Below are 25,311 nucleotides of genomic sequence, written 5' to 3'. Positions count from 1 at the left end.
TCGACACTCTGATCACAAGTGAACCGCCGCACATTCAACCCGATCCGATCGGAGAGTGAGCAGGCGGGGCCATACCCAAATTTGCCGCACGAACCGTCATGCGCCCTCCACCGAAAGCAGTCGTTTGTCGATCCGTGAGGTGGGCAGCCGTGTCACATCTGCGGGCCTTCGTCCGATCAGTGGGAGAGGGGCCGACTCCGGTGCACGAGTGAGCTTCGATACCGGCAGCCCCGATCTCGTCAGGTCGAAATCGCTCGCTTACCCCAAGGTCGAGATTTGGCTCGGCGGCTTACCGCCAGCGGCTGAAACTTTTCGCCGACTAGGTCCGTAATGATACGCAAGGATCGGATCGTGCCGAGGCCAAAAGCCTTGATGTGAGCGCGCGATGACTATTGCGTATAAATTTAGTATATAGAAGTATTTTTTCAATTATTTAAGGAACAACGATAAGATCATGCTGTTGCCCCGTGGGTTGGATAAGATGTTCACCTCCACAGGAGATCCCACATGAAGAAGTTCACGCTTGCGCTGACCGCCTTGACCGCCCTCGGCGGCATCGCTTTCGCCGCCGGATCGGCCACCGCCGCCCCGATGTCCGTCAACGGCCTGCAGTCCGAGAGCGGCGTCACCCAGGTTCGCATGGACCGCAGTGAGCGGATGATGATGAAGAAGCGCATGTTGCGGAAGCAGATGATGAAGCGTCGCATGATGAAGAAGCGGATGATGAACCGCGGCATGTGATCGTAAGCCGTTGACGCCTTCGGAGGTCCCGACGCAGGGGCCTCCACCCTGTTGGCGACGACTTCGAGGAAGACCGTTTGGCTCGCACTGATCTGACCCGCTCTGCGCCCGAGATCGGTGAGGTCGAGCGTCGCCGATGGATGTTCAGGCATCCTGTCGTCATCCGCATCACGCATTGGGTCAATGCGGTGTGCCTCCTGGTCCTGCTCATGAGCGGCCTGCAGATCTTCAACGCGCACCCGGCGCTGTACTGGGGCAACGTCTCGACTTTCGATACGCCACTGATGGCAATGTCGTCGACGGAGGACTACCCGCCCCGAGGTGTGACGACGGTGTTCGGTCATGCCTTCGAAACGACGGGCTGGCTAGGCTCATCGACGGGTTCCAACGGTGAACCGGCCGACCGCGGCTTCCCGGCGTGGACGACCCTGCCAAGCGACCAGGACCTCACGGGCGGCCGCTCCTGGCACTTCTTCTTTGCCTGGGTCTTCGTCCTGAACGGCGTCGCCTACCTGTTCTATGGGCTGGTCAGCGGACAGCTTCGGTTCCGTCTGATCCCGTCGCGAAATCAGATCCGGCACTTCGGCGCATCGGTGTGGGAGCACTTGACGCTGCGTTTCCCGCAGGGCGACGAGGCCAAGCGCTACAACGTCATCCAGAAGCTCAGCTACCTCGTCGTGCTGTTCGTGCTCCTGCCGGTGCAGGTCCTGGCCGGCCTCGCGATGTCCCCGGCGATGGACGCGGCCTTCCCGTTCCTGCTGACGGTGTTCGACGGGCGCCAATCGGCCCGCACGGTCCACTTCGTCGTGGCGGCCATGCTCGTCCTGTTCGTAATCGTGCACGTCGCCCTCGTCCTGCTCTCGGGCTTCTGGAACAACATGCGTGGCATGCTCACCGGCTGGTTTGTGATCGAGCGCAAGGTCGAGCCGTCACCCATCACCGAAGAGCCCCGGGCATGAGCCGCCTTCCCAGCCGACGCTCCCTCCTGACGGGAGCGTCCGCCATGGCCGCAGCGGCGATGCTCGGCGGCTGCGACCGCCTCGGCAACGCGGAATGGTTTCGTCGAACGCTCAAGACCGGCGAGGACGCCAACCTTTTCGTCCAGCGCCTGCTGCTCACTGACCGGACGCTGGCCCCGGAATTTACCGAGGCCGACATCTCGCCGTGGTTCAAGCCAAACGGGACCGAGGACCCGCCCGACAAGGACTACAAGGCCCTGGCGAAGGGCAAGTTCGCCAAGTACCACCTGGAGGTCGGCGGCCTCGTCGAGGCGCCCTTCCGGCTGTCCCTGAGCGACCTCCGCAAGCTTCCGGCCCGAACCCAGATCACCCGGCACGATTGCGTCGAGGGTTGGAGCGCCATCGGCAAATGGACCGGAGTGCCCCTCTCCGAACTGCTTGACCGCGCCAAGCTCAAGCCACAGGCGCGCTACGTGGTGTTCCACTGCGCCGACACCATGGACCAGGGCAGTCTGCTCGAAGGCGGGGGAGACGTCGAGGATGCCGATGAGGTCCCTGCCGGTAACGCCAACCCGAGCATGACGAAGCAGTCGGGCGGCGATGAGAGCAGGAAAGACTCCGGCGGCCAACAGGCGACGGAGGACGATGCGGCCAGCGGCGGAACGCCGGTTCGGTTCTACGAGAGCATCGACCTGGTCGACGCGTTCCACCCGCAGACCATCCTCGCCTACGACATGAACGGTCAGGCGCTTCCGGTGTCGAACGGCGCACCGTTGCGCCTGCGGGTCGAGCGCAACCTCGGCTACAAGCAGGCGAAATACGTGATGCGCATCGAGGTGGTCGAGAGCTTCGCCAACATCGGCGCCGGCAAGGGAGGCTACTGGGAGGACCAGGGCTACGCCTGGTACGCCGGCATCTGAGTTGGCGCGGACGTGACGTCCACGTCACTTTGAGCATGCATGGCGCCAACCTCTCGTGGCGAGCTTTGACAGAGTTTTCCGGTGACGTTCGGCGCTTGCAAACTGCCGAGTGGGGTCGGACCCGCGCCGTGTAGCTGGCAATCGGACCGGCGACGTGGCCTGGAAGCATCCGGTGAGAATGGCCCGCGGGCGCGACTGAAATACCCGGCCTGACGAGATCCGGGACGGCCCGATGTTCGGACCGCAGCGTGAATATCGAAGGACAATGCTATCATGTCCCTGCATTTTGAACGCCTTGGCACGGGCCGGCCGCTGCTCATGGTCCATGGGCTAGGGTCCAATCTCCGCACCTGGGATCCGCTACTGCCCGCATTGCGCGATTCGCGCCAACTGATCCTGGTCGACCTACCGGGGCATGGCAGATCGGCCCCGCTTGCGGGTCGGCAGACGACGGAGGCTCACGCGGACGCCCTCGCCGGCTTCGTGCAGGCGCAAGGCCTGACGACAGCGGACCTTGTCGGCAGTTCGGTGGGGGGCCGGCTGGTGCTGGAGCTGGCGCGGCGGGGCATCGGTCGGCACTGCGTGGCGCTTGATCCCGGCGGGTTCTGGCACGGATGGGAAACGCGCTGGTTTCACTGGACGCTCGCGGCATCGATACACCTGGTGCGATTGCTGCGGCCCTTCCATGCCGGCCTGTCGCGCCACGCCGTCACCCGTACGCTGCTGCTCGCCCAACTGTCGGCCCGTCCGTCGGCACTGCCACCGCAGCTTGTCGTAGGGGAGTTGCAGAGCCTGACGGCCACACCGGTGTTCGATGCGATGCTGTGTGAGCTGGCACGCGGGCCGTTGCAGCAGGGTTCGGCAACGACGCCCGGCCTCGTCACCATAGGCTGGGGCCGCCAAGACCACCTGCTGCTGCCGCGTCAGGCTGCACGCGCCCAGGTAGCATTCCCGTCGGCCCGTCTGCACTGGTTCGAGCGCTGCGGCCACTTCCCGCATTGGGATCAGCCTGCCGAGACGGCGCGCGTGATCCTTGAAACAATTCAGAAGGATGCACCTTGAATTGGCTCGTCGAACACCCGAGCCCACAGTCATCCAGGCGGCCGCTAGGTCTACCTGGCACTGAGCGACTTCCGCCACCCTGATAACGGCGTCGCGGCCGAGGACACCGCCGGCATCGACCGCATCCCGACGTGAGGAACGGCGCGATGGCGCCTCCGTTAAATCCCGACATCCATAAGGACGATGACATGAGCTTGCAGGGCAAGAAGATCGCGATCCTGATCGCACCGCGCGGTACCGAGGAGCCGGAGTTCGCGAAGCCCCATGAGGCGGTGAAGCAGGCCGGGGCGACCGTGACGGTCATCGGCCTGGAGGCCGGCGAGGCCGAGACCGTGAACAACGACCTCGATCCGGCCGGACGCTACCAGGTGGACAGGACCATCGAGGGAGCGTCAGCGGCGGACTACGACGGGCTCGTCATCCCCGGCGGCTGCGTCGGCGCCGATAAGCTCCGGGCGAGCAAAGATGTCGTGGCGTTCGTTCGGGACTTCTTCGCCGCAGGCAAGCCGGTCGGCGTCATCTGCCACGGGCCTTGGACCCTGATCGAAGCGGACGTCGTGAAGGGACGGACGCTGACCTCCTATCCCACGGTCCGGCGCGACATCGAGAACGCCGGCGGCACCTGGGTCGACGAGGAAGTCGTTTGCGACAAGGGGCTCGTCACGAGCCGCACTCCCGAGGACCTCCCGGCCTTCTGCGCCAAGATCGTCGAGGAGTTCGCGGAGGGCCGCCATCCCGAGCAGGCTCGAAGCGCCTGAGGGGTCGGGTAGCCAGCGATCCGCTCTTGAGTCTCCGGGGCGGTCGATGGGCCGCCCCGGGCCATACCCTGACGACGTCCCGTGGCCGGGACGCCCTCGCGGAAGCCTCCATCAGCCTTTGATGGCGCCGATCTGCTTGAGGATGCCGAGCTCGTCGGATGAGCCCCACCGCTCGACCATCTTGCCGTCGACGAAGCGGCCAATCTGCATGCCGCGGACCTTGATGGCCTTCCCGGTCGGCTTGTGGCCGTTGAAGTCGCCCTGGTGCGTGCCGGTGAGCGTGTAGGCGAAGGCGACGCTGTCCCCGTCGGCAACGAGCTTCTTCACCTCGACCTTCATGTCGGGGAAGGCGGAACGGAGCTGCGTGAAGAAAGCCTGGTATCCCTCGGGACCCATGTGCTGGCCCGGCGCCGGGTCGTGATCGTGGCAGTCCGGGGCGACGACCTCGGGGAAGGCGTCGAACTGGCCGCTGTTAACGAGTTCGCCGAACTTTTCGGTCGCTTGGATGCTGGTCTCGCGGGACATGGTGTTCCTTGGTTTCGAGGGCGGCGACACGGCACCGGCTATTTTCACGAACGGGAAACTCCCGCCACGGTCCGACGTTGCCGATGCCGCGCACGACAGGGTCTTAATGAACGCCAGGCACGACGGTGGATCGTGACACGGTGCCTGCCCACGTTGGCGAAGACGTCGTTTACGAGGCCGTAGGTAGCCGACTGCCGGGTCGTCCGTCCCTAGGTGACGTTCACCCGCACCCGATGCCAGCAGGTGCAGAGGTAGCCCTTGTGGTTCCAGATTTCGTCCGGCAATGCCGGCTGCGTCTGGCCCGCTTCGTCCCAGGCGCGCACGGCAAGCTCATGCTCGCCCGCAGGCAGGTCGAGGTCCGCGCTCCAGAACGTCCAGGCGAACGGAGCGTCGGTCTCGTGCTCCAGTTCGGCCTGCACCCAGGATCGCCCCCCGTTCCCGGAGACGTCGACGCGTACGACGGCCCGATCCCCGCTTACCGCGTAGCCGCGGATCCTGTTGCTCCCCGACTTGAGGGCGGCCGCAGACCCGGGCTCGCAGATCGCGGCGTTCAGCGGCATCGTATCGATGGTGTGGCCCTTGGCCGGATCGGCGGTCTGGGTGTGAAAAGGCGTCGAAGGTTCACCCCTCCCAGGACTGGGATCAATACGTTGAAACATAAGCTAAATATCGCTTTGGGGTGGGGTCACGATCGGCGCCGATAGTGACCCCACCCCGATGATCTCTGGCGCAATGTTCCGCTTTCAGGATCAAAGTTCCGTTTAAAAATAACTTGAGATTAAGATGGGCCGCAGTCTTAGGATTGTGGCCTATCTTACGTTTAGCCGTCGATTTTTGGGCGTATGGCCCAGCATCAGATCGAATGGCTGCCAATGGCGAAGCCATCGGATTAACCCATGATCCGAACGTCAGCCACTCGACCTGGGCTTGGTGATCAGCGCACGTGAGGTGCAGGCCCAAGGCTCTGCCCCCAACCGGCGCATGCAGGCATGGTAAATCTCCGCGCCCAGGTCAAAGGGCGACAGACGTTTCGGGTTAGGCGCCGAGAAGACGAGGTCTCTCGCCTCGTCCCGGCACTTGGCGTCCTCGGGCCCCTTGATCGGCTCGTTCTGCGCCGTGGCCGACAGGGTGCCGGCGACGAACACGACCGCGGCTACAAGGGTGGTCCTGGCGCCGCTCATTTGCCGCCCTTCGCCTCGTAGGCGTCGATGGCGCGCCGACAATTCTCCGAAAGCTCCTTGCGGTGCTTCGTGAAGCACGCCTTCATCTCCTCCCCGCCTGGATCCATGCCAGCGCAGAACGTCGTGGCGTCGCCGGTGCAGTAGCGCTTGAGGTCCTGCTTTCCGTCCTGCGCGGAGGCCGGCGCGACGAGGGCCAGCCCGAAGGCGAGCGCAAGGGTCAGGGTTCGTGTCATCAGGTCTCCCGGGGATGGATCGCGGTCGGCACCCGACAGGCATCGGAACCGGCAACGGGCACTGACCCGCCCGCACCCAACGCAGGACGCCACGAAAGCGTCCCATGCCCGGCCGTTCGATCCGCTACCGCCCGGAGCCCGTGACGGCCCGGACCGGGGCGCCGGCGAGGTCGACGGTGGAGCCGACGGTATCGCGAAAACCCGAGCCGACGTTCGCGAGGTGCTCGCCGTAGGTCTCCCGGGTCTGTGGGTCGATCAGGGCCACGGGGGCGGCCACCGCCAGCGCCGCGCCGGTCGCCACCGTCGAGGCGGCACCGGCCGCCGTGCTCACCAGCCGGTCGCCGATGCCGATCTGGCCGTCCGAGATCGGCTGCCCGTCGGCAAGGCGCTTGCCCAGAAGCGCGACCACGTCGCCGCTGGCGAACTTGCCGTGATTGAGGGCGTCGTCGGACTTCACCGAGGACAGGTTCAGCACCGCGACGTTCTCGCGCTCCAGTTCCGACCGGTAGGGCTCAGCCATCGGATCGATGGCCCCGAGCCGCACGCTGTCGCCCCAGACGAGGCGCGAGACAGCCAGCGCCTGGTCGTCGCCGGACACCATCAGCGTCAGCCGCGGCCGGTCCTTGCCCATGTCGTGGAAGGCGGCCCGAGCGAGGTCCATGTCGACGTCCGGGGCGGCCAGGATCACGTTCCTGATCTTTGGCGCGATCCGCCGGTCACGGATGGCCATCTGGCGCAGGCTCTCCAAGGTGAGCCAGTTGCCCATGGAGTGGGCCAGAACCGTCACCTCGCCGATGTTCGGGTCCTTGGCCAGGTCCCGCAGCAGGGTCTCCAGGCCATTGCGCGAGAAGTTCGTGCTCTCCCGGTCGTAGCCGTAGGCGAGCACCGAACCGCGGGAGGGCCACGTGAACAGCACCGGCGCGACCTCGGCACCGGAGTCGTGCACGATCTGCGCGAACCGGAAGACGGCGTCCTCGAACTTGTTGTTGAACCCGTGCACGAACACCAGGACGTGTCGCTTGGCCGAGCCCCGGACGGCGCGGCCGGTCCAGGCCGCCACCTTCGCCCGGTCGACCGGGTCGGCGCGCAGGGCCACGAAGTCCGTGGCCGGGTTGCCCGGGACGGATTTGGGCCACTGCACCGAGCCCGGCTGCCGGATGGCGTCGGGCGGGATCGAGACCGCGAGGTCGGTGTAGCTCACAGCCTCGCCGCGCTCGCCGGAGAATAGCACGCCCCGGTCGGTCGCGGACTTGCGCGTGGTCGCGACAAGCATGTCGACGCGGGAGGTGCCGGCCACCGGTGCCGTGTCGGCGATGGGCAGCAGCACGCCGGTCGGACGGCCCGCGCATGCGGTCAACAGGGAGAACGGCACAACGACACAAAAAGCCAGCAACCCGCGGCCCAACCCAGACGAACCCGACACCCGCATCCCCACGCCCGAACCCGCCACGAGCCTGGACGAAAGAGCGGTTAACGAACCGTCAAGGCATGTGCCGCGTACGGCGTGATTGCGGCGGCGGTCCGTCCCGGACGGACGTTCGGGATGCCTGTGGCGGCAGGTCACACGCGGGGATCAGGCGGCGAACCGCTGGATGGCGGCGACGATCCGGCGCCGGTCGAAGGGCTTGCCGAGGACGATCCCGCGGGCGGGGATCTGGGCGGCGTCCCAGGGCTGCGACGAGACCATCAGCAACTCGATGGGCGGCCAGCGGTCGCGGATCGAGAGGGCCAGTGCCATGCCGGCGGTGGAGCCGCGCATGTCAAGGTCGGTGAAGACCGTCCGGATGTCCGGGCGCGTCTCCAGGATGCGGATCGCGTCGGCCACGGTGGTGGCCTCGATGGCCTCGCAGCCGGCGTTCTCCACAAAGTCCACCAGGGACAGCATCAGGATCGGGTCGTCCTCGACGACCAGCACGAGGGCATGGTCGGGGCGGTGCATCTCGGTCCTGAAGATCAGTGCACCTGGATCTGAATGTCGGTAAGCGGTGCGCGGAACTCGGCGCGCAACCCGGTCGAACCATACCGAATGTCGGCCTTGCGGGTTCCCACCAGGCCCATGCGGATGAGCTTCGAGCCGAACCCGCCCCGGCCCGTCGGCGCTGCCGCGGCCGGTCCCCCGGTCTCGGTCCAGTCGAGGACCAGGGCGGGCGACTTGCCGTCCTCGGTGCGCCAGGCCACTCGCACCGAGCCCGCGTTCGCCGACAGGGCACCGTACTTGAGGGCGTTGGTCGCCATCTTGACCTGACCGGTATTTTGGACCGAGCCGAGTGAGAGGCTACTGCATGGTAGCGGTCAGGGGTAGCCGGAAGGCCAGATCCGGGAAGGTGACAGGCGCGGGCGGCCGGTAGCCCAAGGACGAATGCGGCCGAACGCGGTTGTAGGTATTCTGCCAGATCCCAATCACGGTCTGTGCCTCCTTCAGCGAGTAGAAGATTTCTTGGCGTAGGCACTCGTCCTTCAGCTTGCCATTGAAGCTCTCACAGTAGCCATTCTCCCACGGCGATCCTGGTGCAATGTACTGGATCTGCGGGCCGGTTTTGGCGACCCACTTCCGCAAAGCCTTCGAGATCATCTCTGGGCCGTTGTCGCAGCGGATGTTGTCTGGGATGCCATGCAGGCACATCGCATCGGCCAGGGCCTCGATCACGCCCAAGCTGTTGATGCGCCTCGCGACCTTGAGCGCCAGGCAGGCGCGACTGTGCTCGTCGATCAGCGTCAGGATGCGCAGGCTTCGCCCATCATGGGTCTGACCCTGCACGAAGTCGAAGCTCCAGACGTGATTGCGATGGAGAGGCCGCAGCCGCACGCAGGAGCCATCGTTCAACAACAGCCGGCTTCGCGGCCGATGCTTTTGCGGAACCTTGAGCCCCTCACGACGCCAGATCCACTGAACCCGGTCCTTGCCCACCTGCCACCCCGCAGCCTGCAGCAGCGCGGTGACGCGGCGGTAGCCATAGCGTCCGTATTCGGACGCCAAGGCGACGATGGCGCGGGTCAGCGCATCCTCGTCAGCCGGTACCGTGGGCACGTAGCGTTGCGTGCCTCGGTGCTGACCGACGATCCGGCAGGCATGGCGTTCTGAGAGACCATACTTCTCACGAATGCCGTCGACGGCCTGCCGGCGTCGCTCCGGGGCTATAAGTTTCCCGCGGCGACGTCCGCCAGAACCTGCTTCTCCAAGGACAAGTCAGCCACGAGCCGGCGCAATCGCGCGTTCTCGCGTTCTCGCGTTCCAGATCCTTCATTCGACGGGCCTGATCGATCTGCAGGCCGCCGTACTCCTTGCGCCAGCGATAGTAGCTTTGCTCGGAGATCTCCGCCTCGCGGCACGCTATCGCCAAACTTTTACCCTGCGCCGTCTGCACCTCAATCTGGCGCAGCTTCAGCACCACCTGCTCCGCACCCGTCTTCTGACCTCGCTTCATGCCCAGCTCCTTCGGTCCTGGCTGATCTTCTCAATCAGCCCGGTCCAAAGCCAGCCGGTCAGGTCAACCTGACAGGAGCCTTGGGCCGCCGTGGTCCGGGCGGTGATCCGCACGCCCGCTTCATCAAGCGTCAGATCATCGACGTGCACGCCGTCCGGCACCGACGGCATCGACGGGTTTGAGATCGGCATCGCGCTGCCCTCGGACCACCACGCAAACCAACGCCCAAATCACCCCGCAGCACCGAAAGTGCGGATGAACCAATGTTCAACGCTGTTTGACATTCTTAGAAAGGCCATCTCTCCGATAATGTCGCCAGCTTGTCGCCATACGGCAGATACACCGGCCATGACCTGGAGCAGTCCCTCCTCCACGATCCAAATGCAGTCTGCGTCCTCGTCCATTGAACATAGAGGCTGATTCGAAGCAAGAGTTTCGACGCGACGCTCACCTGTGAACAGCGGCATCAGCAAAGCTGGTTGAGGACAGTATCTTTGGAGGAATACTGCAATTCTATCCGATTGGGCTAACATAAAACCTCTCAACTTATAGATTCGTTCTGATCCTGTTTTGTTCTCCTGTATATTTTGATGGCAAACTTATCGTTTGCCATCAAAATATTCGTTTAGTTGGGCAGTCTCGCTTTCAGCTTACCCGGTCTCGCTGCAGGTCTTACAAATCGTTCCCCCAGGCAAATTCTAACTAGGGGTAGATTTGACCATCTTTTGCCTCAAGCTACGCCTCCGTAGCGATTAAGCAACTTATGCCCCTCAGCGGCGGTCCTTCACGAAGGAAGGATGATCATCTTTTGCCTCACGCTACAATAAGCTGAAACGATATCGGCGGTCAGCGTGACTTAATTGGTGGCTTCCGTTTCAGGCAAATCTTGCACTTCACGCTCCTACTAATTGCGGAAGCCGTCACATCAACCCCGTTGACGAAGAAATCAAGCTTTGAGCAAAGATTTTGAGGCGTACTGAGCGGAATTCATGAGTTCCGGCGTCTGATTGTCATTCTTGCTGGGAAACGGGGACGCCTCCATCACAAAGCCCTCGCTCTCCCTCCGACCGCCCCGAGACAGCGCCCGATGCCGAACGTGATCGAGTCCAGTCTACGTGCCGCCGCCGAGGGCCTCGTCGCATTGGTGGCGGCCTGCAACCGGCTGCGCCTGCCAGGAAAGCAGCACCCCTTCGTGGTCGGCGTCCACGCGCCGATGCGCGAGGAGCTGACCCTGCGGAATCTGCGCGTGAACGGGACGATCCCGGCGGGGCTCGACGGCCGCTACCTCAAGATGGGCGCCAACCCTGCCCGCCCGACCACGCGCGGCCACGACTGGTTCCTGGGCGACGGCATGGTGCACGGTCTCTGCATTGAGGACGGGAAGGTCCTGTGGTACCGTAACCGTTGGATCGGCTCGCGTGCGGCGTCCGCGGCGATCGGCCGGCCCGCTGCCCCGGGGCCGCGCCGCGGCGACGACACCGTCAACACTAACGTCGTCGCGATTGGCGACCGCGCCTTCGCCGTGGTCGAAGCCGGCAGCTTTCCCGTCTTGTTGTCCGAGGACCTGGAGACGCAGCGCTACGACACGTTCGACGGCACCCTCGCCGGCTCCTTCACGGGGCACCCGCATCGCGACCCGGCGACCAGTGAGACACATGCCATCGCCTATGACGGCCGCGTCTGGGACAGCGTGCGCCACGTCGTCATCTCGCCCGCCGGTCGCGTTGTGCGTGACGAAGCGATACCGGTCGAGCACGGCCCCTGCATCCACGATTGCGCAATCACGACGCGCTTCGTCATCGTGCTGGACCTGCCCGTTACCTTTTCAATGCGGGCGGTGCTGGCAGGATACCGCTTCCCGTTCCGCTGGAACCCGGCCCACCGCGCCCGCGTCGGCCTGCTCCCGCGACACGGCACGGCCGCCGACATCGTGTGGTGCGCGGTCGAGCCGTGCTTCGTCTTCCACGTCGCCAACGCCTACGACGACGCTGACGGTCGAGTGGTCCTCGACGTCGTGGCCTACGAAAGGGTGTTCGCCTCGGCTGGCGGCGGCCTCGGCACGCCGAGCCGATTGGAGCGCTGGACCGCAGACCCCACGACTGGGCGGGTCGACCAGAGGGTGATCGATCCCGCGGCACAGGAGTTCCCCCGGATCGACGAGCGCCGCTTCGGACAGCCCCACCGGTACGTCTACTCTGGCTCAGTCCCCGCCGACGGCAACACCCAACTCGTGGGCGCGACGCAGCTCTACAAGCACGATCTGGCAACGGGGGAGCGGCGCGTGCACGAGTTCGGCCCTGATAGTGTCCCGGGAGAGTTCGTCTTCGTGCCGGCCAGGCCGGAGGCTGGCGAAGACGAGGGCTGGCTCGTCGGGCTCGTCGTCAACACGGTGAGTGACACGACCGACTTCGTCATCCTCGACGCGCGAGAAATCGAGGCGGCGCCCGTCGCCGCGGTCCATCTCGGGCACCGGATCCCACCAGGCTTTCATGGGAACTGGTTTCCAAAGCAGAGGGCCAAGTGACTGCCGTTCGATGCTTCGGCACACGGTACGCGCTCATGTGCATTAGAGCGTGATGCGGCAGACATATTGAGCCCACAGACCCTGCCTTCCCCGCGCCCCGGATCTTGAGCACTGCAGTGGCGATGATAGAACCAAGGCGTGCATTAGAAAGGCGCATCGTCACGCTGACGAAGCGGGAGCCTCGCTGAAATACCGCTGGTCATGCAAGGCGCAGTATTTGGCTGTCCTCGATCGCCGCAGCCGCCCTCCAATGGGTCAGGAACCAGGGCACGCGTGAGCTGGCCATTGGCTTGGCGTACCGGTAGCCCTGGGCGTAGTCGCATCCCAAGACGCTGAGGCTTTGTGCCTGACCCTCAGTCTCCACACCTTCAGCCGTCACCTTCACGCCCATGCTGCGGCCAAGGCCGACGACCGCCGCGACAATGGCCGCGTCGTTGCTGTCCTGCTCCATGTTCCGCACGAAGCTCTGGTCCACCTTGATGTGGCCGACCGGGAACTGCTTCAGGTGCGTCAGCGAGGCGAAGCCGGTGCCGAAATCGTCCAATGTGATCAGAACGCCGGCAGCGCTGAGACGTTCAAGCGTCGCTGGCACGTTTTCACTGCCGTGACCGAGGAAGACAGTCTCGGTCACCTCCACCTCGAACAGGCTCGCTGGAACGCCGTGTTCGTTCAGCGCGGACAGGATGTTGCCGGCCAGATCTGGCTTGCGGAACTCGGCCGAGGCAAAGTTCACCGCAATCCGGCCAGGAGCAAGGCCACGTTCCCTCCACTCCTGCAGGTTCGCCGCGACCTGCCGGAGGATGCTGTCGCCGATGGCTGTGGCAAGCTCCGGATCGTCAAACGCTGAGCCGAAGTAGCCGGGGGTGAGCAATCCCTTCTCGGGATGCTCCCAGCGCGCCAGTGCCTCAAAGCCAACGATTGAACCGGTCGAGAAGCACACCTTCGGTTGGTAGAAGGGCACGATCTGCCCCGCAGCGAGAGCCGCACGAACCTCGCTCGCGATGCTCACCCGCCGCTCGGTTTCAGCCCCCATCTCTGATGCGAACACAACAGCGCGGTTCCGGCCCTGCACCTTGGCGCGATAGAGCGCGATGTCAGCGTCCTTCAGCAGGTCGTGCGGGCCGCGATGGTGATCGGGATAGGCAGCAACACCGATGCTGGCCCTGCACGAGAGCGTGTGGCCACGGTGGCAGAACGGCTGGCTCAGCCGCTCTATGAGCCTTCGTGCATGGCTCAGTGCGTGCTCCAGGCGCAGCGGCTCGACGAGCAGTAAGGCGAACTCGTCACCACTGAGGCGCGCCACCGTGTCGGCCTCACGCAAGCCATCCTGCAAGCGCTGGGCAACCTCCACGAGTACAGCGTCACCTGCGTCGTGCCCGAGCGTGTCGTTCACGTCCCGCAGGTTGTCGAGGTCTAAAAGAAGCAGGCTCACACTCGTGCCGCCCCGCTCTGCGGCCGTCAGCGCCTGTTCCAGTCGCTGGTGGAACAGGCGACGGTTCGGCAAACCCGTGAGCGCGTCGTGATTGGCTGCGCGCCACGCGCGTTCTTCAGCTCGCTTGCGCTCGGTGATGTCGAAGGTGATGCCGACGAGCCGGTCCCCCCTGGTCCGCTCAGCCCACCCGCTCAGCCATATCATGCCACCGGTTGGATGGAGGTAACGGAACTCTTGGCTCTGGTGGCTCTCTGCTCCTTGAATGAAGCGCTCCATCCCTTCGCGGTCGTCCGGATGAACGCGGTCGTAGAACTGTGACGCCGACCCTGAGCCGATTCCAAGAAGGCCCAATGCATCGCCTGATTGTTTGCTCTGGCCCGTCTCGAGGTTGTGTTCCCAAGCGACCATCCGCCCCGCTCGCAAGGCAAGCCGCAGGCGCTCTTCACTGGCCCTCAGTGCTGCATCCGCCCGCCGCTCCTCAGTAACATCGTGCATGGCACCGACCACGCGCACAGCTCGACCCTTTGGGTCTCGGATTACAAAACCACGGTCGAGCACGTCCGCGTAGGTGCCGTCGCCCTGCTCAAAGCGATACGCCTCGCTCCAGCGGTGCTCATGGCCATCGATGACGCGACGGAGGGAAGCTGTGACGCAAGCTCGATCATCAGGGTGGATCTTGCTCTTCCACCAAGCGCCCGTGTTGGCAACCTCGGCGTCAGAGTAACCAAACAGCCGGTAAGTTCTCTCGCTCCACGCGATGGTGTCCGATGTGAGGTCGTGATCCCAGATCGCATCCTGCGTGGCGAGCATGGCCAGTCGGTAGCGTTCCTCCTGGAGGCGGATTGCCTCGCCAGCCTGTTTGCTCTCATGGATGTCGCTGTCGGTCCCGACCCACTCGAGGACCTGACCAGATCCGTCCTTGAGGGGCACCGCCCTGGTGAGCGTCCACCGGTATGTTCCGTCTTGGCACAAGGCACGGAACTCGAAGGAGCCTGCTGCCTGCGAGGCGAAGATCTCGCGCCATGTGGCGGTCACGCGCTGCCGGTCATCGGGGTGAACGGTGCTCAGCCAGCCGAAGCCAGCGTAGGCGCTCTGCGGCTGACCCGTGTAGGCTTCCCACCCGCTGCTCTCGATGAGAGAACCGTTCGGCTCTGCCCGCCACACCATAGTCGCGCTCGCCTCGATCAGCGTCTCGTAGCGCTGGGCTGTCGTCCTGAGCCTCGCCTCAAGCTCGACCTGTGCCGTCGCATCGCGGGAAACGGACAGGATGCGCTGCGGCGAGCCGCTCAGCCGCGGCATGGGGCTCAGGCTCACATCCCACCACCGTGGCTGTCCCTTCGCCGTGGGGCAGAAGCCTCGGAAGCGGGCGGGCTCACCGGCCTTGGCTGTCTCAAACGCCCGCTGCGCCACCTCGTGGTGCTCGCCTTCCCAGAAGTTGAGCCAGCACTGACCGAGGATCGACCCAGCGTTCTCGACTTCCATCAGCCGCTGACCACCCGAACTCATGAACAGCAGCCGGCCGTGCTCATCGAGGAGCTTTACGCAATCCAAGCAGCCCTCCAACAAACCGGACAGCACCTCGTCAAAGAGCTTAGGGTGCGAAGCGATGGGATCGATGCCGTGCCTCCGGAGGACACCGGACTGCTCAGGACCGCTCCTGTCTGAGGTGGTGTCGCCTTCTGCGTAGAAGCGGAAGGTGTTCCGCCCAGCAGCTTTGGCGCGATAGAGCGCCTGGTCCGCTTGACCGATCAGCCGATCTGCATCGACTGCATCATCTGGGCAGAGGGCGAGGCCGACACTGAGTCCCACGCCGGCTGGGTAGCCGTCGAGATCGATGGGGGAGGCCATCGCCTCGATCAGACGCTCGGCCAGCCGTGTTGCGTCCGCAGCTCCAGCGCACCCAGTCTGTGGGATTGCCCCGGTTTGGTGGACACCGACAACGCTTTCGCGTGAGGTGTTTATCCGATGCCCAAGAGCCATCCCCCATACCCCGCCGAGTTCCGCCGACAGATGGTCGAGTTGGTCCGCGCCGGCCGTGATCCGAACGATCTGGCTCGCGAGTTCGAGCCCTCCGCACAGGCCATCCGCAACTGGGTGGCCGAGGCCGACCGCAGCGAAGGACGGCGTGATGCGAAGCCACCGCCTGCCGACCCCGGCCTGACAGCGGTTGAGCGCGATGAACTCGTCCGGCTACGGCGCGAGAACCGGCAGCTGAAGCTGGAGCGCGATATCCTCTCTCGCGCGACGGCCTGGTTTGCTCGGGAGACCGGGGTTCTGCCGTCGGGGTCTTCCGGTTCATGAACGCGAACCAGGCCGACTTCCCGATCGCTGCCATGGCACGCATGCTCGGCGTGTCGAAGGCGGGATACTATGCCTGGGCTGGCCGGCAGCCCTCGGCGCGTCGGACAGCGGACGCAGCCCTGCTCAAGCGAATCCGCACCGTCCATCTCGGCTCGCACGAGACTTATGGCGCGCCACGCGTCCACGCCGACCTGCGCGAACAGGGCGAGCGGCACTCTCGCAAACGCATAGCCCGGTTGATGCGCGAGGCTGGCCTTGTCGGAGCCAGTCATCGGCGTGGTGGCCCTGTCACGACGCGGCGAGATCGAGAGGCGCGCCCGGCTCCCGACCTGGTCGACCGTAACTTTGCCGCCGCTGCCCCGAACCGGCTCTGGGTAGCGGATATCACCTACGTGCCGACTGATGCGGGCTTCCTCTACCTCAGCATCGTGCTTGACGCCTTCAGCCGCCGGATCGTCGGCTGGGCCATGGCCAATCACCTGCGTTCGGAGTTGGTTCTGGACGCTTTGGAGATGGCCGTGACACAGCGCAGGCCCCGCGACGTGATCCATCACTCGGACCAAGGATCGCAGTACACGTCGCTGGCCTTCGGCAGCCGCTGCCAGGAGGCGGGCGTGCGACCCTCGATGGGTTCGGTCGGCGACGCCTACGACAACGCCATGGCCGAGAGCTTCTTCTCGACCCTCGAATGCGAGTTGCTCGCCCGCCGCCGCTTCCGTTCGCAGGCCGAGGCACGAATGGCCTGCTTCAGCTACATCGAGGGCTTCTATAACCCGCTGCGCCGGCACTCGGCGCTCGGATACCGCTCGCCCGTCGTATACGAGCAGGAGACCCGACCGCACCCGTCACCTGAGACCCGGCTCAGCCAAGCCCCCTAACCGTCCACAGAAACGGGGCAATCCCACTGGATGATGACGAACTCGTCGCCCCCAAGCCGTGCAACCGTGTCCTCGGTGCGCAGAACAGCCCTGATCCGCTGCGCAACGACCTTCAGCAAGGTATCGCCGGCTTGGTGCCCAAGCGTGTCGTTGACGAGCTTGAAGCGGTCGAGATCCAGGCAGAACAGAGCGAAGCCACTGCCGTTTCGCTTGGTGCGCGCAATCTCTTGCTCAAGCTGCTCGCGAAGGTGCAGGCGGTTCGGCAAGCCGGTGAGTGGATCGTGGCGCGCCATATGCGCCATCGCGTGCTCCACCTCCTTCCGTTCGGCGATGTCGCGGAGCACAGCAACGAAGCCGGACGCCGCGCCTGCCGCATCGCGTGTGACGCTGAAGGACGCCTCCACCCACAGCCAAGAACCGTTCTTGTGCCGGTAGCGGTGCTGGCTGACGGCCCGCTCGGAATATCCTTGACCCACTGCGCTGAGCAACCGCCTGAAGTCGAGCACATCCTCTTGGTGCACGAAGTCGAGGGATGTGGTGCCGACAAGCTCCTCCGGCTCGTAGCCGAGAAGGCGATTGGCAGCCGGCGAGACGTAGAGGCGCGTGCCGTCCGACGCACAGCGAACGATGAGGTCGGTGCTATTGTCGGCTAGAAGGCGGTAGTTGGCCTCGCTCTCGCGCAAGCGGGCCTCCCCAGCGCGGGCTGCTTGCTCAGCCCTGCTCAGGCGAAGCTGAGCAACAACGGTTTGAGCAAGATTGCGAAGCTGCTCCTGCTGCTCAGGTGAGAAGGAGCGCGGTACCCGGTCGAGGATACACAGGGAGCCGAGATAGATGCCAGGCCTGAGGACGAGCGGTGCGCCAGCGTAGAAGCGGATGTGCGGCTCGCCTCCAACGAGCGGGTTGGTAGTAAACCGTTCATCCTGAGTGGCATCCTCGACTACCAGCACCTCGTCAGAGAGGATGGTGTGGGTACAGAAGGAGACCTCTCGCGAGGTCCCGCTCACGTTCAGACCGCATCGGCCCTTGAAGCGCTGTTTGGTCTCGCCCACCAGCGACACCAGAGCGATGGGGGCACCGAACAACGCCTTGGCCGTCCGGCAGATCGCGTCGTATTGCGGCTCTGCGGGCGAACTGAACACCTCCAGACCGTGCAGCGCGTTCAGGCGCTCCACCTCGTTAGGGTGCAACGGATACATACACCAGACCTCACCGGATCAGTCCCTCATCGCGGGAACCTCGTCTGACCCCGGCCGAAGCTAAGCGGTGTGCATTAACAAGCTGCCACTCGGCCAGCCTTCCGCGTTGGCGATCGAAGCCGAACTCATGATTGGAAGCGACCTTCGTGGCAGGTGAAGAACCGCTTATTTTCGCCCTCAAGCAATCCCTGATTGAGGATCATGTAACGCAATGATGAAGCCGTCGCGCGGGGCGGCGCGGAACTATGCTTGATTTCCTTCGCAGGGCGCCATGACGTTGCTCACCCATCTGACCTGATGGGCTGGCTTTGAACCGTACTGAGTGTGAAGGTCAGCCCGGATCGGAGGCGTCGGACATGCGGGAGGTCGTAGGCGAGCGCTGAGCAGGTGGTGCTGGCACTGCGGCAGATCGAGGTGTTGACAGGTCGCTTTGGCTACCGACAAGCGGACCTTCTGAAAGCCCAAGAAGGGTCGTGAGCGGTCCCGGTGCCTATGTCCGCATGGACGCATCTACCTTCCGAAAGCGGACTGGTTGAAACCCACCCGACCCGGACGCGGAGCGGGCAGGCGGGGCCTGGTCCAGCGGCGCCGGCTTGTCCGTTTCCTTGCCGCTCCCGAGGCGAAGGGTCCGGACGAACCGAGTCCGGGTAGGACGCGCGGCGCCTCGCGCATCTGTCATCGAACCGTGGCCGTCCGCGCCCGTTGATCGCGGGCCCCTGCAGGCCGGAGACAGATCCACGGCATGCGTTCCCGCTCTCTCATCGTCGGCGCCCTCGTCGTCCTCGCCGCCGGCGTCGGCCTGGCCGGGCTCGGCCGCTTCGGCTACGCGCCGATGCCGGCGCGCGAGGATCTCGCCAATCCCGAGCGCTACCCGATCCGCACGGCCTACGACGTGCTCGGCCGCCGCATCGGCCGGGAGGAGGCGCAGGCGCTCGGCGCCACCGAGGCGGGGCGCCGGACGCTGTCGCCCGAGGCTGGCGCCTTCGCCATCGACGAGGCCGTCGTCGCGCGCGGGCGGGAGGCCTTCTACACCGAGACCTTCGGGAACGAGGTCTTCCTCACCGACGTGATGGGCATGCTCGACGGCGCCCTGACGCCCTACGAGGTGGCCCGCGCCGTGCTGCTGCTCGGCGGTCGCGCCACGAACGACCTCCAGGTCCGCCTCGCCGAAGACGTGCGGATCGGCGAGCGCCAGTGGCGCAAGGGCGAGTTCGTCTCCACCGGCCTCGACGTCGCGGCGGGGGGCCTAGGCATCATCGGCCTGAAGACCTTCTACGACCGCGGCCACCTGCGCCTCGGCATCACCTGTGCGCTCTGCCACGCGGCGGTCGATCCCAAGTCCGGCAAGGTCGTGGAAGGGGCGCCGAACGCCGACCTGAATGCCGGCCTGCTCCTCGCCCTCTCGGCCAACGCCTCCGCCTACTTCATGCACGGCAGCGTCGATCTCGCAGCCCTCGCCGGCGATCCGTCGCGCACGGTGGCGACCGCCGACGGGGGACGGGCGGTGCTGCCGGACCGGGACAGGCTGGAGGCGGCGGCCAAGATCCAGGTCGCGAGTTGGCCGCCGGGCAGCTTCGATTCCTCCGCCGACCGGGTGACGAACCCGACCTCGATCCCGTCGAGCTTCTCGGCCTACGGCGAGCCCTACAGCTGGAGCGGGCGCGAGGCGGTGGGGCCCTTCCACGGGCTGTCGTCGCTGAACAACAACGTGCACGCGGCCAATTCCGACACCACGCAGCTCGCCGCCGCCGCGCCCTGGCTGTTCGGCCTCGACCCGGACCTCTACCTCGGCATCCTGCTCCAGGGCGCGGTGAACCCGGCCCTGCGCTACGACCCGAAGGGGGCCGCGCGGCCGAGCGCGATCCTGTCCGCCTTCGACCCGACGCCGGGCTCGCCCGGCCTCAACCGCTACGCCGTCCTGCCGAGCTTTCCCGCCACGAACTACATGACCGACAACGGGCTGTTCGCCTCCGCCACGGGGGAGCCGGCGAACTTCGCCAACAACGCCATGTCGGCGTTCCAGAACCTGCTGCGCCCGCCCCCGGCCGGGCAGGACGACGGGCAGGACAACCGGAAGGACAACGGGAAGGACGCGGTGCAGGCCGGCCGCGCGGTGTTCGAGCGGGCCGGCTGTGCCGGCTGCCATGCCGGCCCGGCGCTGACCAACAACCGGATCGTGCCCGTGGGCGAGATCGGCACCGAGCCGACCCGGGCCCGGGCCGGCGCCAAGATGGAGGCGCGCCTCGCCGCCCCGGCGATGTTCGCCACCGACACGCCGTTCCCGCTGCCGGCCGACCCGAAGATCGTGCCGATCCCCCTGGAGGGCGAGGCCCTGAAGCAGGTCCAGCTCGGCTGGGCCCATGCCGGCAGCGAGGGCGGCTACAAGGTCCCGAACCTCGTCGGCCTCGCCTGGTCGGCCCCCTACCTGCACGACGGCGGCGTCGCGGTCGGGGCCGACCCGGCGGGCGAGCTCGGCGTACCCGGCACCCTGGGGCGCGGCCATGCGCCGGACCCGCGCAACAGCCTGCGCGCCCTGGTGGACCGCGACCTGCGCGGCCGGGTGGTGGCCGCCAACCGCGCCTCCGCCACGGCGCGCCTCGCCCGCGTCACCGGAGAGGGGCACGCCTACTGGGTCGACGCCGCCGCCGGCTATGCCGCCGGCGACCAGGCGGCCCTGCTCGCCTACCTCCTGTCCATCGACGGCCTGACGCAGGACGTGCCGGTGCCCTGAGCCCGGCCGGCCCCGCCCCCCTGCGCGGCCGCCCTACGTGCTGAGGTTCAGGCGGTAACGGTAGACGTCGCCCCGGAACAGGCCCTCGACATACTCGATCATCGTCGAATCCTGGTTGTAGCTGTGGCGCTTGATCAGCAGGCAGGGCAGGGGCTGGTCGAAGGCGAAGATCTCGCATTCGGCCGGGGTCGGCAGGGTCGCCTCCACCGTCTGCTCGCAGCGCACGAGGCGGCCGCCCGGATGCCCGGCCAGGAAGGCGTAGACGGAGCCCGAGAGGTCGCCGGTCTCCAGGGCCGGCACGGCGCGGATGTTGTACCAGGCGACCTCGCGGGACATCGGCACGCCGTCGCCGGAGCGCACGCGGGTCAGGCGCAGGAACGGGGCCGTGGAGGGCAGGCCGAAGATCGACGCGATGGAGCGGTCCTCGGTCACCACCCGTTCCAGGATGCGCGAGGACGGGATCTTGCCGAGCTCGCGCATCTCCTCGGTGAAGCCCTTGAGCCGGTCCATGCCCGGGCGCACCGGCTCGGGCCGGCGCCGCACCAGGAAGCCCGAGCGCCCGCGCGGCACCAGGAGCTCGTCGTCGCTCAGCTCGGCATAGGCGCGCTGGACCGTGACCCGGCTGACGCCGAGGCTGTCGGCGAGCTGGCGCTCGGCCGGCAGGATGACGCCCGGCGGCAGCGAGCCCGACAGGATCAGCTCGCGCAGCTGGCCCTCGATCTGCCGGTAGAGGGGCATCGCGGTGTCGCCGCGCAACCGCAGGAGGGACAGCACCGAGGGACGCGCGTCCCCCGCGAAGTCCGGCCCGACCCCGCCGTGTATCGTCCGATTTCTGGGGCGCACGTCCGATCGACCTCCGGTAGGGATGTTATATCGGATCGGATCGGGGTGCTCCATGCGGGTCTTCGTCGTCGGCAGTTTCGTGATCGCCTGCTCGGTCAAGGTCGCGCGGCTGCCGCAGGCGGGCGAATCCCTCGGCGGCTCGGCCTTCCTGGCGGAGCCCGGCGGCAAGGGCTTCAACCTCGCGCTGGCCGCGCACCGGCTCGGGGTGGCGGTGGACGGGCTCTTCGCCGTGGGCGAGGACGTCTTCTCCCCGGTGGTCCGGTCGACCTTCGCGCGGGTCGGCTTCTCCGAGGCCATGCTGGTGCCGCATGCGGGCTCGACCGGGGCCGGCGTCGCCTTCGTCGATCCGGCCGGCGAGAACTGCCTGGCGGTCTGCCTCGGCGCCAACCTCGCCCTGACCGCGCAGGACGTCCGCGCGGTCGCCGCCCGCGTCCGGGACGCGGGCCTCGTGGCGGCGACCTTCGAATCCCCCGACGCGCCCATCCGCGAGGCCTTCGCCCTGGCCCGGGCGCGGGGCCTGCCGACGCTCCTCAACCCCTCGCCGGTGCGCGCCCTCGACCCCGCGATCCTGGCCGACACCGCGATCCTGGTGGTCAACGCCGTCGAGGCGGCCGAACTCGGGCTCGGCCCGCCCGAGGCCGTCGCCGAGGCGCGGGCCGCGACGCCGGCCATCGCGGCCCTGCTGGCCGGCGGCCTCGAACTGCTGGTGGTGACCCTGGGCGAGCGCGGCGCCGTCGCGTTCCGCCCCGGCCAGCCGCCCCTGCGCCAGCCGGCCTTCGCGGTGGCGGCGGTGGATACGGTGGGGGCGGGCGACGCCTTCGCGGCCGGCCTGATGGCGGGCCTGCTGGCGCAGCGGCCGCTGGGCGAGGCCCTGCGGCAGGCGGCGGCCTGCGGGGCGCTCGCCACCGGTCAGTTCGGGGCCTTCGACGCCTTCCCGAGCGCGCGGGCGCTGGCGGATTTCCTCGACGGGGCCGGGGGCCGGGCCGGGCCGCATCTCAGCACGGGGCCGATGACCCGCTGAACATCGAGAGCGAGGCGACGATGCTGAGGAGCTCGGCCTGCCGCTTGGTGCCGGTCTTGTTGAAGATCGAGGTGAGCTGGGTCCGGACCGTGCTCGGCTGGACGCCGACGCTCTCGGCATAGCTCTGCAGGCGCGAGCCCCCGGCCAGCGCCTGGAGCAGGCGCGCCTCGGCCGGGGTCAGGTCGAACAGGAGGTTCAGCAGGCCGTCGTCCGGGGCGGCCCGGGCCCCGACCTGCACCAGGATCAGCAGCACCGCCGAGGCGTCGAAGACGTCGCCGGGATGCCGGTCGAAGCGCAGGATGTGGGCGATGTGGCCGCGGCGGTCGGAATAGCTGCGCACCGGCATGGTCTGGGCCGCCCGCCGGCCGCCGACGACGTTGGCGATCGCGTCCTGCAGGGATTTGCTGTTGACCAGGCTGCGGAACAGGTGGCCGCCGTGCTGGCTCGCGGGCAGCACCTCCGCGCAGTCCTGCAGGCGGGCGTTCAGGGTCAGCACCCGGCCCGAGGCCGACAGGATGGCGGCGGGCAGGCCGATCCGGTCGAGGGCCGTGGTGGTGACGCGGGCGCGCTCGGAGCCGAACTGGGCGCTGAGCTGGCAGGCGCGCACCAGATGCGGGCGCAGGGCGTCGAGCCGGGGCAGGAGGGCGGTCTCGTGCGGGCCGGCCTCGGCCCGGCGCTCGGCGGTGACGATGGCGACGTCGCCGGTGGGCAGGGCGATCGTGGTGCCCACCTGCCAGAACGGCTCGTCGATCCGGCAGCTCCGGCCGTCATAGGAGCCCGGCACCAGGTCGACGTCGCGCACGAAGCCCGCATGGGCCAGGGTGCGCCACTGCGCCGTGCGCCCGCTGCCGCGCCAGGAGGCCGCCGATGCGTGGTGGCGCAGGCGCCGCTCCAGGGCCGGGGAGGCGATCCAGCGGGGCATGCCGACGGGGGGCAGCACCATGAGCACGCCGCCATCCGACTGCGCGGTGTCGCCGAGGCACTGGAGGACATCCGGCCAGAGCTCGGGCGTGCCGGCGGCCTCGTAGATCCGGTCGATAAAAGCTTCCCGCACCGGCCCGCCCCATGCTGATTTTGGTCAAGAGCGATCGGGCCGAATACTGGTCCAACCGATCGCGATAAGACCAATATCAGTCCAAAACCGGCAGAGGTATCCCCCAAACGAATGATGTCCCGGAGCAAGCGGGGGATGACGGGCCGGTGCCGGCGCCGCGCGACCGGGCCGGCGCGGAGCCGGGACGCAGCGCGGCGGGCGGGTCCGGCCGGGGGCGCATCCGCGCAACGCCCTGGAGGAACGGCGCTTTCCGGCACCGGCCGGCGCCCGGGGCGGCGGCGCCGGCGGGCGCGGCGAGGCCATCCGCCGGACGGTGGATGCCCGCATCCGGCCCGTCCCTAGACTGGCGGCCCACGGGAGAAACCGCCATGAGAACCAGCGCCAGACCCATCTCCGGAACCGTCATCGGCACCCTCGCGGGCGTCGCCGTCCTGTCCTTTGCCCTGTCCTGCGCGCCGCTGGTCTCGGCGGCCGCGGCCGACGAGCTCGACGACCTGCCGGACCTCGCCTGCGCCCAGGCCTCGTCGGCCCTGGAGCGGGTCCAGATCGGATGCCCGGAGGCCGAGCGCGCCGCGACGGAGTCGCGGGCCGGCGCCTCGCCCCGCGACCGGGCGGCGGACGAGCCCGCCTTCCGGGCGCCGTGAGCGTCCTCGCCACGTCCCTGCTCGCCGGCGCGAGCCTCGGCCTCTCCATCGCCGCGCCGATCGGCCCGACCAGCCTCCTCTGCATCCAGCGCACCCTGGCGGGGGGCCTGCCTACCGGGCTCGCCACCGGCCTCGGGGTCGCCACCGTGCACCTGACCTACGGGACCCTGGCGGGGCGCTGGGGCGCGGACGTCGCCGGGGCGGGCTCCAACGCGGCCCTGCTCTCCCTGGTCTCGGGGGCGGTGCTGCTCGCCCTCGCCATCCGGGTGCTGCGCCGCGTCTCGGTGCTGCGGGAGACGGGCGAGCGCCGCCGCACCCTCGCGGCGAGCTACGGCAGCGCCGTGGGCCTGGCCCTGACGAACCCGGTCACCCCCGTGCTGTTCCTCGCCGCCATGCCGAGCCTCCTCGCGCCCGGGGCCGCGCCGCTCCCGGTGCTGGCCGCGGGGGTGTTCCTGGGCTCGTTTAGCTGGTGGCTCCTGCTCAACACCGCCGTGTCCCTGTTCCGGGGCTGCGTGACCAGCCGCGCCCTGACCCGGCTGAACCAGGCCGCCGGCCTCCTCCTCGCGGCCCTTGCCCTGAGCCTGCTCGCCAGGGGCCTGGCCGGCAGCCTCGAGGGCCCGGCACACCGCGGGGCCGCGGAAATCGCCGCCCCCGGCCCGGCGCCGCGCTGAGCGGCTGGCGGCTCGGGGCGGGAACGGCGGGGAGGCGACGCCGCCTCTGAGCCGCACGCCCGGAACGCCCGGATCTCGACGCAGTCAGATCTCGCAATTCCTCGCAAAGCTTTCGGTCTTCGCAAGGCATCCGGTCCTCGCAAGGCATCCGGCCGGCCGGCGGACGCGCCGACAAGCTCTCACGGGCGCGCGCGAATCCGGTTTCCCCTTTC

Annotated in this window: 23 protein-coding genes and 1 pseudogene; 11 read left to right on the top strand and 13 right to left on the bottom strand. The window is 67.3% G+C overall.

The genetic code is table 11. The features are described 5' to 3' along the window. Positions 1-507: 507 nt before the first annotated feature. The 5 genes from ACXJY8_RS09920 (at position 508) to ACXJY8_RS09900 (ending at position 4,440) form a co-directional block, all read left to right on the top strand. Positions 508-741: a hypothetical protein gene (locus ACXJY8_RS09920; RefSeq protein WP_463779422.1), complete on the top strand. Its 234-nt coding sequence runs from the start codon at positions 508-510 to the stop codon at positions 739-741. Between the two features lie 77 nt (positions 742-818). Next, on the top strand, positions 819-1,700 hold the full coding sequence (locus tag ACXJY8_RS09915) for a cytochrome b/b6 domain-containing protein (protein WP_463779420.1): 882 nt from the start codon (positions 819-821) through the stop codon (positions 1,698-1,700). Continuing rightward, positions 1,697-2,620, top strand: coding sequence for a molybdopterin-binding protein (locus ACXJY8_RS09910; RefSeq protein ID WP_463779417.1), 924 nt, complete (start codon positions 1,697-1,699; stop codon positions 2,618-2,620). Before ACXJY8_RS09915 ends, ACXJY8_RS09910 begins: the two co-directional genes overlap by 4 nt. Before the next feature lie 273 nt (positions 2,621-2,893). After that, positions 2,894-3,682, top strand: coding sequence for an alpha/beta fold hydrolase (locus ACXJY8_RS09905; protein ID WP_463779414.1), 789 nt, complete (start codon positions 2,894-2,896; stop codon positions 3,680-3,682). Positions 3,683-3,870: 188 nt separating this feature from the next. Beyond that, the gene (locus ACXJY8_RS09900; RefSeq protein ID WP_238278274.1) at positions 3,871-4,440 is read left to right on the top strand and encodes a type 1 glutamine amidotransferase domain-containing protein; all 570 of its coding nucleotides are present in this window, start codon (positions 3,871-3,873) and stop codon (positions 4,438-4,440) included. 111 nt (positions 4,441-4,551) lie between these two features. Here the strand turns inward: ACXJY8_RS09900 and ACXJY8_RS09895 are convergent, their stop codons facing one another. The 9 genes and pseudogenes from ACXJY8_RS09895 to ACXJY8_RS09855 all read right to left on the bottom strand — a co-directional run bounded on the left by ACXJY8_RS09895 (position 4,552) and on the right by ACXJY8_RS09855 (position 9,995). Then, positions 4,552-4,965 carry an ester cyclase gene (locus ACXJY8_RS09895; RefSeq protein WP_463779411.1) on the bottom strand — a complete coding sequence of 138 codons (414 nt, stop codon included), beginning with the start codon at positions 4,963-4,965 and terminating at the stop codon, positions 4,552-4,554. A 209-nt stretch (positions 4,966-5,174) separates the two neighbouring features. After that, positions 5,175-5,624 (bottom strand): molybdopterin-binding protein, encoded by a 450-nt coding sequence (locus tag ACXJY8_RS09890; protein WP_463779407.1) that lies wholly within the window; start codon positions 5,622-5,624, stop codon positions 5,175-5,177. Positions 5,625-5,873: 249 nt separating this feature from the next. Further along, a complete protein-coding gene (locus ACXJY8_RS09885; RefSeq protein WP_463779403.1) occupies positions 5,874-6,146 on the bottom strand; it encodes a hypothetical protein in 273 nt (90 codons plus the stop codon). Next, positions 6,143-6,379: a 3',5'-cyclic-nucleotide phosphodiesterase gene (locus ACXJY8_RS09880; RefSeq protein WP_463779401.1), complete on the bottom strand. Its 237-nt coding sequence runs from the start codon at positions 6,377-6,379 to the stop codon at positions 6,143-6,145. Before ACXJY8_RS09880 ends, ACXJY8_RS09885 begins: the two co-directional genes overlap by 4 nt. A 124-nt stretch (positions 6,380-6,503) precedes the next feature. Continuing rightward, positions 6,504-7,706, bottom strand: a complete 1,203-nt coding sequence (locus ACXJY8_RS09875) for an alpha/beta hydrolase (protein ID WP_463779397.1) — start codon at positions 7,704-7,706, stop codon at positions 6,504-6,506. A gap of 246 nt (positions 7,707-7,952) precedes the next feature. Next, a complete protein-coding gene (locus ACXJY8_RS09870) occupies positions 7,953-8,318 on the bottom strand; it encodes a response regulator (RefSeq protein ID WP_463779393.1) in 366 nt (121 codons plus the stop codon). 14 nt (positions 8,319-8,332) lie between these two features. Further along, positions 8,333-8,614, bottom strand: coding sequence for a hypothetical protein (locus ACXJY8_RS09865; RefSeq protein ID WP_463779389.1), 282 nt, complete (start codon positions 8,612-8,614; stop codon positions 8,333-8,335). Positions 8,615-8,654: 40 nt separating this feature from the next. Next, a pseudogene (locus ACXJY8_RS09860) lies at positions 8,655-9,804 on the bottom strand (IS3 family transposase). Beyond that, the gene (locus ACXJY8_RS09855; protein ID WP_463780951.1) at positions 9,801-9,995 is read right to left on the bottom strand and encodes a hypothetical protein; all 195 of its coding nucleotides are present in this window, start codon (positions 9,993-9,995) and stop codon (positions 9,801-9,803) included. The pseudogene ACXJY8_RS09860 and the gene ACXJY8_RS09855 overlap by 4 nt, the downstream one beginning before the upstream one ends. A gap of 896 nt (positions 9,996-10,891) precedes the next feature. On the opposite strand from ACXJY8_RS09855, the gene ACXJY8_RS09850 reads away from it, so the two are divergent. Next, on the top strand, positions 10,892-12,328 hold the full coding sequence (locus ACXJY8_RS09850) for an 8'-apo-carotenoid 13,14-cleaving dioxygenase (protein ID WP_463779387.1): 1,437 nt from the start codon (positions 10,892-10,894) through the stop codon (positions 12,326-12,328). 199 nt (positions 12,329-12,527) lie between these two features. Here ACXJY8_RS09850 and ACXJY8_RS09845 read toward each other — a convergent pair whose 3' ends face one another. Next, entirely contained in the window at positions 12,528-15,740 is a 3,213-nt protein-coding gene (locus ACXJY8_RS09845; RefSeq protein WP_463779383.1) for an EAL domain-containing protein, read from the bottom strand. On the opposite strand from ACXJY8_RS09845, the gene ACXJY8_RS09840 reads away from it, so the two are divergent. Next, positions 15,726-16,939 (top strand): IS3 family transposase gene (locus ACXJY8_RS09840; RefSeq protein WP_463771847.1). Its coding sequence is split into 2 segments (ribosomal slippage): positions 15,726-16,005 and positions 16,005-16,939, totalling 1,215 coding nucleotides; the frame shifts between segments, so codons are not numbered across the junction. The genes ACXJY8_RS09845 and ACXJY8_RS09840 overlap by 15 nt on opposite strands. On the opposite strand, the gene ACXJY8_RS09835 is transcribed toward ACXJY8_RS09840, so the two are convergent. After that, entirely contained in the window at positions 16,936-18,135 is a 1,200-nt protein-coding gene (locus ACXJY8_RS09835; protein ID WP_463779379.1) for a sensor domain-containing diguanylate cyclase, read from the bottom strand. The two genes, ACXJY8_RS09840 and ACXJY8_RS09835, sit on opposite strands and share 4 nt — an antisense overlap. A 742-nt stretch (positions 18,136-18,877) precedes the next feature. Between ACXJY8_RS09835 and ACXJY8_RS09830 the strand changes: the two genes are divergently transcribed. After that, a complete protein-coding gene (locus ACXJY8_RS09830) occupies positions 18,878-20,866 on the top strand; it encodes a cytochrome C oxidase Cbb3 (protein ID WP_463779376.1) in 1,989 nt (662 codons plus the stop codon). 33 nt (positions 20,867-20,899) lie between these two features. On the opposite strand, the gene ACXJY8_RS09825 is transcribed toward ACXJY8_RS09830, so the two are convergent. After that, a complete protein-coding gene (locus tag ACXJY8_RS09825) occupies positions 20,900-21,604 on the bottom strand; it encodes a GntR family transcriptional regulator (protein WP_463780504.1) in 705 nt (234 codons plus the stop codon). Positions 21,605-21,761: 157 nt separating this feature from the next. On the opposite strand from ACXJY8_RS09825, the gene ACXJY8_RS09820 reads away from it, so the two are divergent. Further along, positions 21,762-22,730, top strand: a complete 969-nt coding sequence (locus ACXJY8_RS09820; RefSeq protein ID WP_463779373.1) for a PfkB family carbohydrate kinase — start codon at positions 21,762-21,764, stop codon at positions 22,728-22,730. Here the strand turns inward: ACXJY8_RS09820 and ACXJY8_RS09815 are convergent. Then, the gene (locus ACXJY8_RS09815; RefSeq protein ID WP_463779370.1) at positions 22,705-23,784 is read right to left on the bottom strand and encodes a helix-turn-helix transcriptional regulator; all 1,080 of its coding nucleotides are present in this window, start codon (positions 23,782-23,784) and stop codon (positions 22,705-22,707) included. The genes ACXJY8_RS09820 and ACXJY8_RS09815 overlap by 26 nt on opposite strands. Before the next feature lie 368 nt (positions 23,785-24,152). On the opposite strand from ACXJY8_RS09815, the gene ACXJY8_RS09810 reads away from it, so the two are divergent. Together ACXJY8_RS09810 and ACXJY8_RS09805 are read left to right on the top strand one after the other, a co-directional pair. Next, the gene (locus ACXJY8_RS09810) at positions 24,153-24,428 is read left to right on the top strand and encodes a hypothetical protein (protein WP_463779368.1); all 276 of its coding nucleotides are present in this window, start codon (positions 24,153-24,155) and stop codon (positions 24,426-24,428) included. Next, complete coding sequence (locus ACXJY8_RS09805) at positions 24,425-25,099, top strand: LysE family translocator (protein WP_463779366.1); 675 nt, start codon at positions 24,425-24,427, stop codon at positions 25,097-25,099. The genes ACXJY8_RS09810 and ACXJY8_RS09805 overlap by 4 nt, the downstream gene beginning before the upstream one ends. Positions 25,100-25,311: the final 212 nt, after the last annotated feature.

This window comes from Methylobacterium sp. TK31, from assembly GCF_055361545.1.
Note: the sequence above shows the minus strand (reverse complement) of the source record. Positions and strands in the feature narration are given on the sequence as shown.

Excerpts from the sequence above, each read along its gene's own strand:
- ACXJY8_RS09920 (WP_463779422.1), top strand. The coding sequence starts at position 508 with ATGAAGAAGTTCACGCTTGCGCTGACCGCCTTGACCGCCCTCGGCGGC.
- ACXJY8_RS09910 (WP_463779417.1), top strand. The coding sequence starts at position 1,697 with ATGAGCCGCCTTCCCAGCCGACGCTCCCTCCTGACGGGAGCGTCCGCC.
- ACXJY8_RS09905 (WP_463779414.1), top strand. The coding sequence starts at position 2,894 with ATGTCCCTGCATTTTGAACGCCTTGGCACGGGCCGGCCGCTGCTCATG.
- ACXJY8_RS09900 (WP_238278274.1), top strand. The coding sequence starts at position 3,871 with ATGAGCTTGCAGGGCAAGAAGATCGCGATCCTGATCGCACCGCGCGGT.
- ACXJY8_RS09895 (WP_463779411.1), bottom strand. The coding sequence starts at position 4,965 with ATGTCCCGCGAGACCAGCATCCAAGCGACCGAAAAGTTCGGCGAACTC.
- ACXJY8_RS09890 (WP_463779407.1), bottom strand. The coding sequence starts at position 5,624 with ATGTTTCAACGTATTGATCCCAGTCCTGGGAGGGGTGAACCTTCGACG.
- ACXJY8_RS09885 (WP_463779403.1), bottom strand. The coding sequence starts at position 6,146 with ATGAGCGGCGCCAGGACCACCCTTGTAGCCGCGGTCGTGTTCGTCGCC.
- ACXJY8_RS09880 (WP_463779401.1), bottom strand. The coding sequence starts at position 6,379 with ATGACACGAACCCTGACCCTTGCGCTCGCCTTCGGGCTGGCCCTCGTC.
- ACXJY8_RS09870 (WP_463779393.1), bottom strand. The coding sequence starts at position 8,318 with ATGCACCGCCCCGACCATGCCCTCGTGCTGGTCGTCGAGGACGACCCG.
- ACXJY8_RS09865 (WP_463779389.1), bottom strand. The coding sequence starts at position 8,614 with ATGGCGACCAACGCCCTCAAGTACGGTGCCCTGTCGGCGAACGCGGGC.
- ACXJY8_RS09855 (WP_463780951.1), bottom strand. The coding sequence starts at position 9,995 with ATGCCGATCTCAAACCCGTCGATGCCGTCGGTGCCGGACGGCGTGCAC.
- ACXJY8_RS09850 (WP_463779387.1), top strand. The coding sequence starts at position 10,892 with ATGCCGAACGTGATCGAGTCCAGTCTACGTGCCGCCGCCGAGGGCCTC.
- ACXJY8_RS09845 (WP_463779383.1), bottom strand. The coding sequence starts at position 15,740 with ATGGCTCTTGGGCATCGGATAAACACCTCACGCGAAAGCGTTGTCGGT.
- ACXJY8_RS09835 (WP_463779379.1), bottom strand. The coding sequence starts at position 18,135 with ATGTATCCGTTGCACCCTAACGAGGTGGAGCGCCTGAACGCGCTGCAC.
- ACXJY8_RS09830 (WP_463779376.1), top strand. The coding sequence starts at position 18,878 with ATGCGTTCCCGCTCTCTCATCGTCGGCGCCCTCGTCGTCCTCGCCGCC.
- ACXJY8_RS09825 (WP_463780504.1), bottom strand. The coding sequence starts at position 21,604 with ATGCCCCTCTACCGGCAGATCGAGGGCCAGCTGCGCGAGCTGATCCTG.
- ACXJY8_RS09820 (WP_463779373.1), top strand. The coding sequence starts at position 21,762 with ATGCGGGTCTTCGTCGTCGGCAGTTTCGTGATCGCCTGCTCGGTCAAG.
- ACXJY8_RS09810 (WP_463779368.1), top strand. The coding sequence starts at position 24,153 with ATGAGAACCAGCGCCAGACCCATCTCCGGAACCGTCATCGGCACCCTC.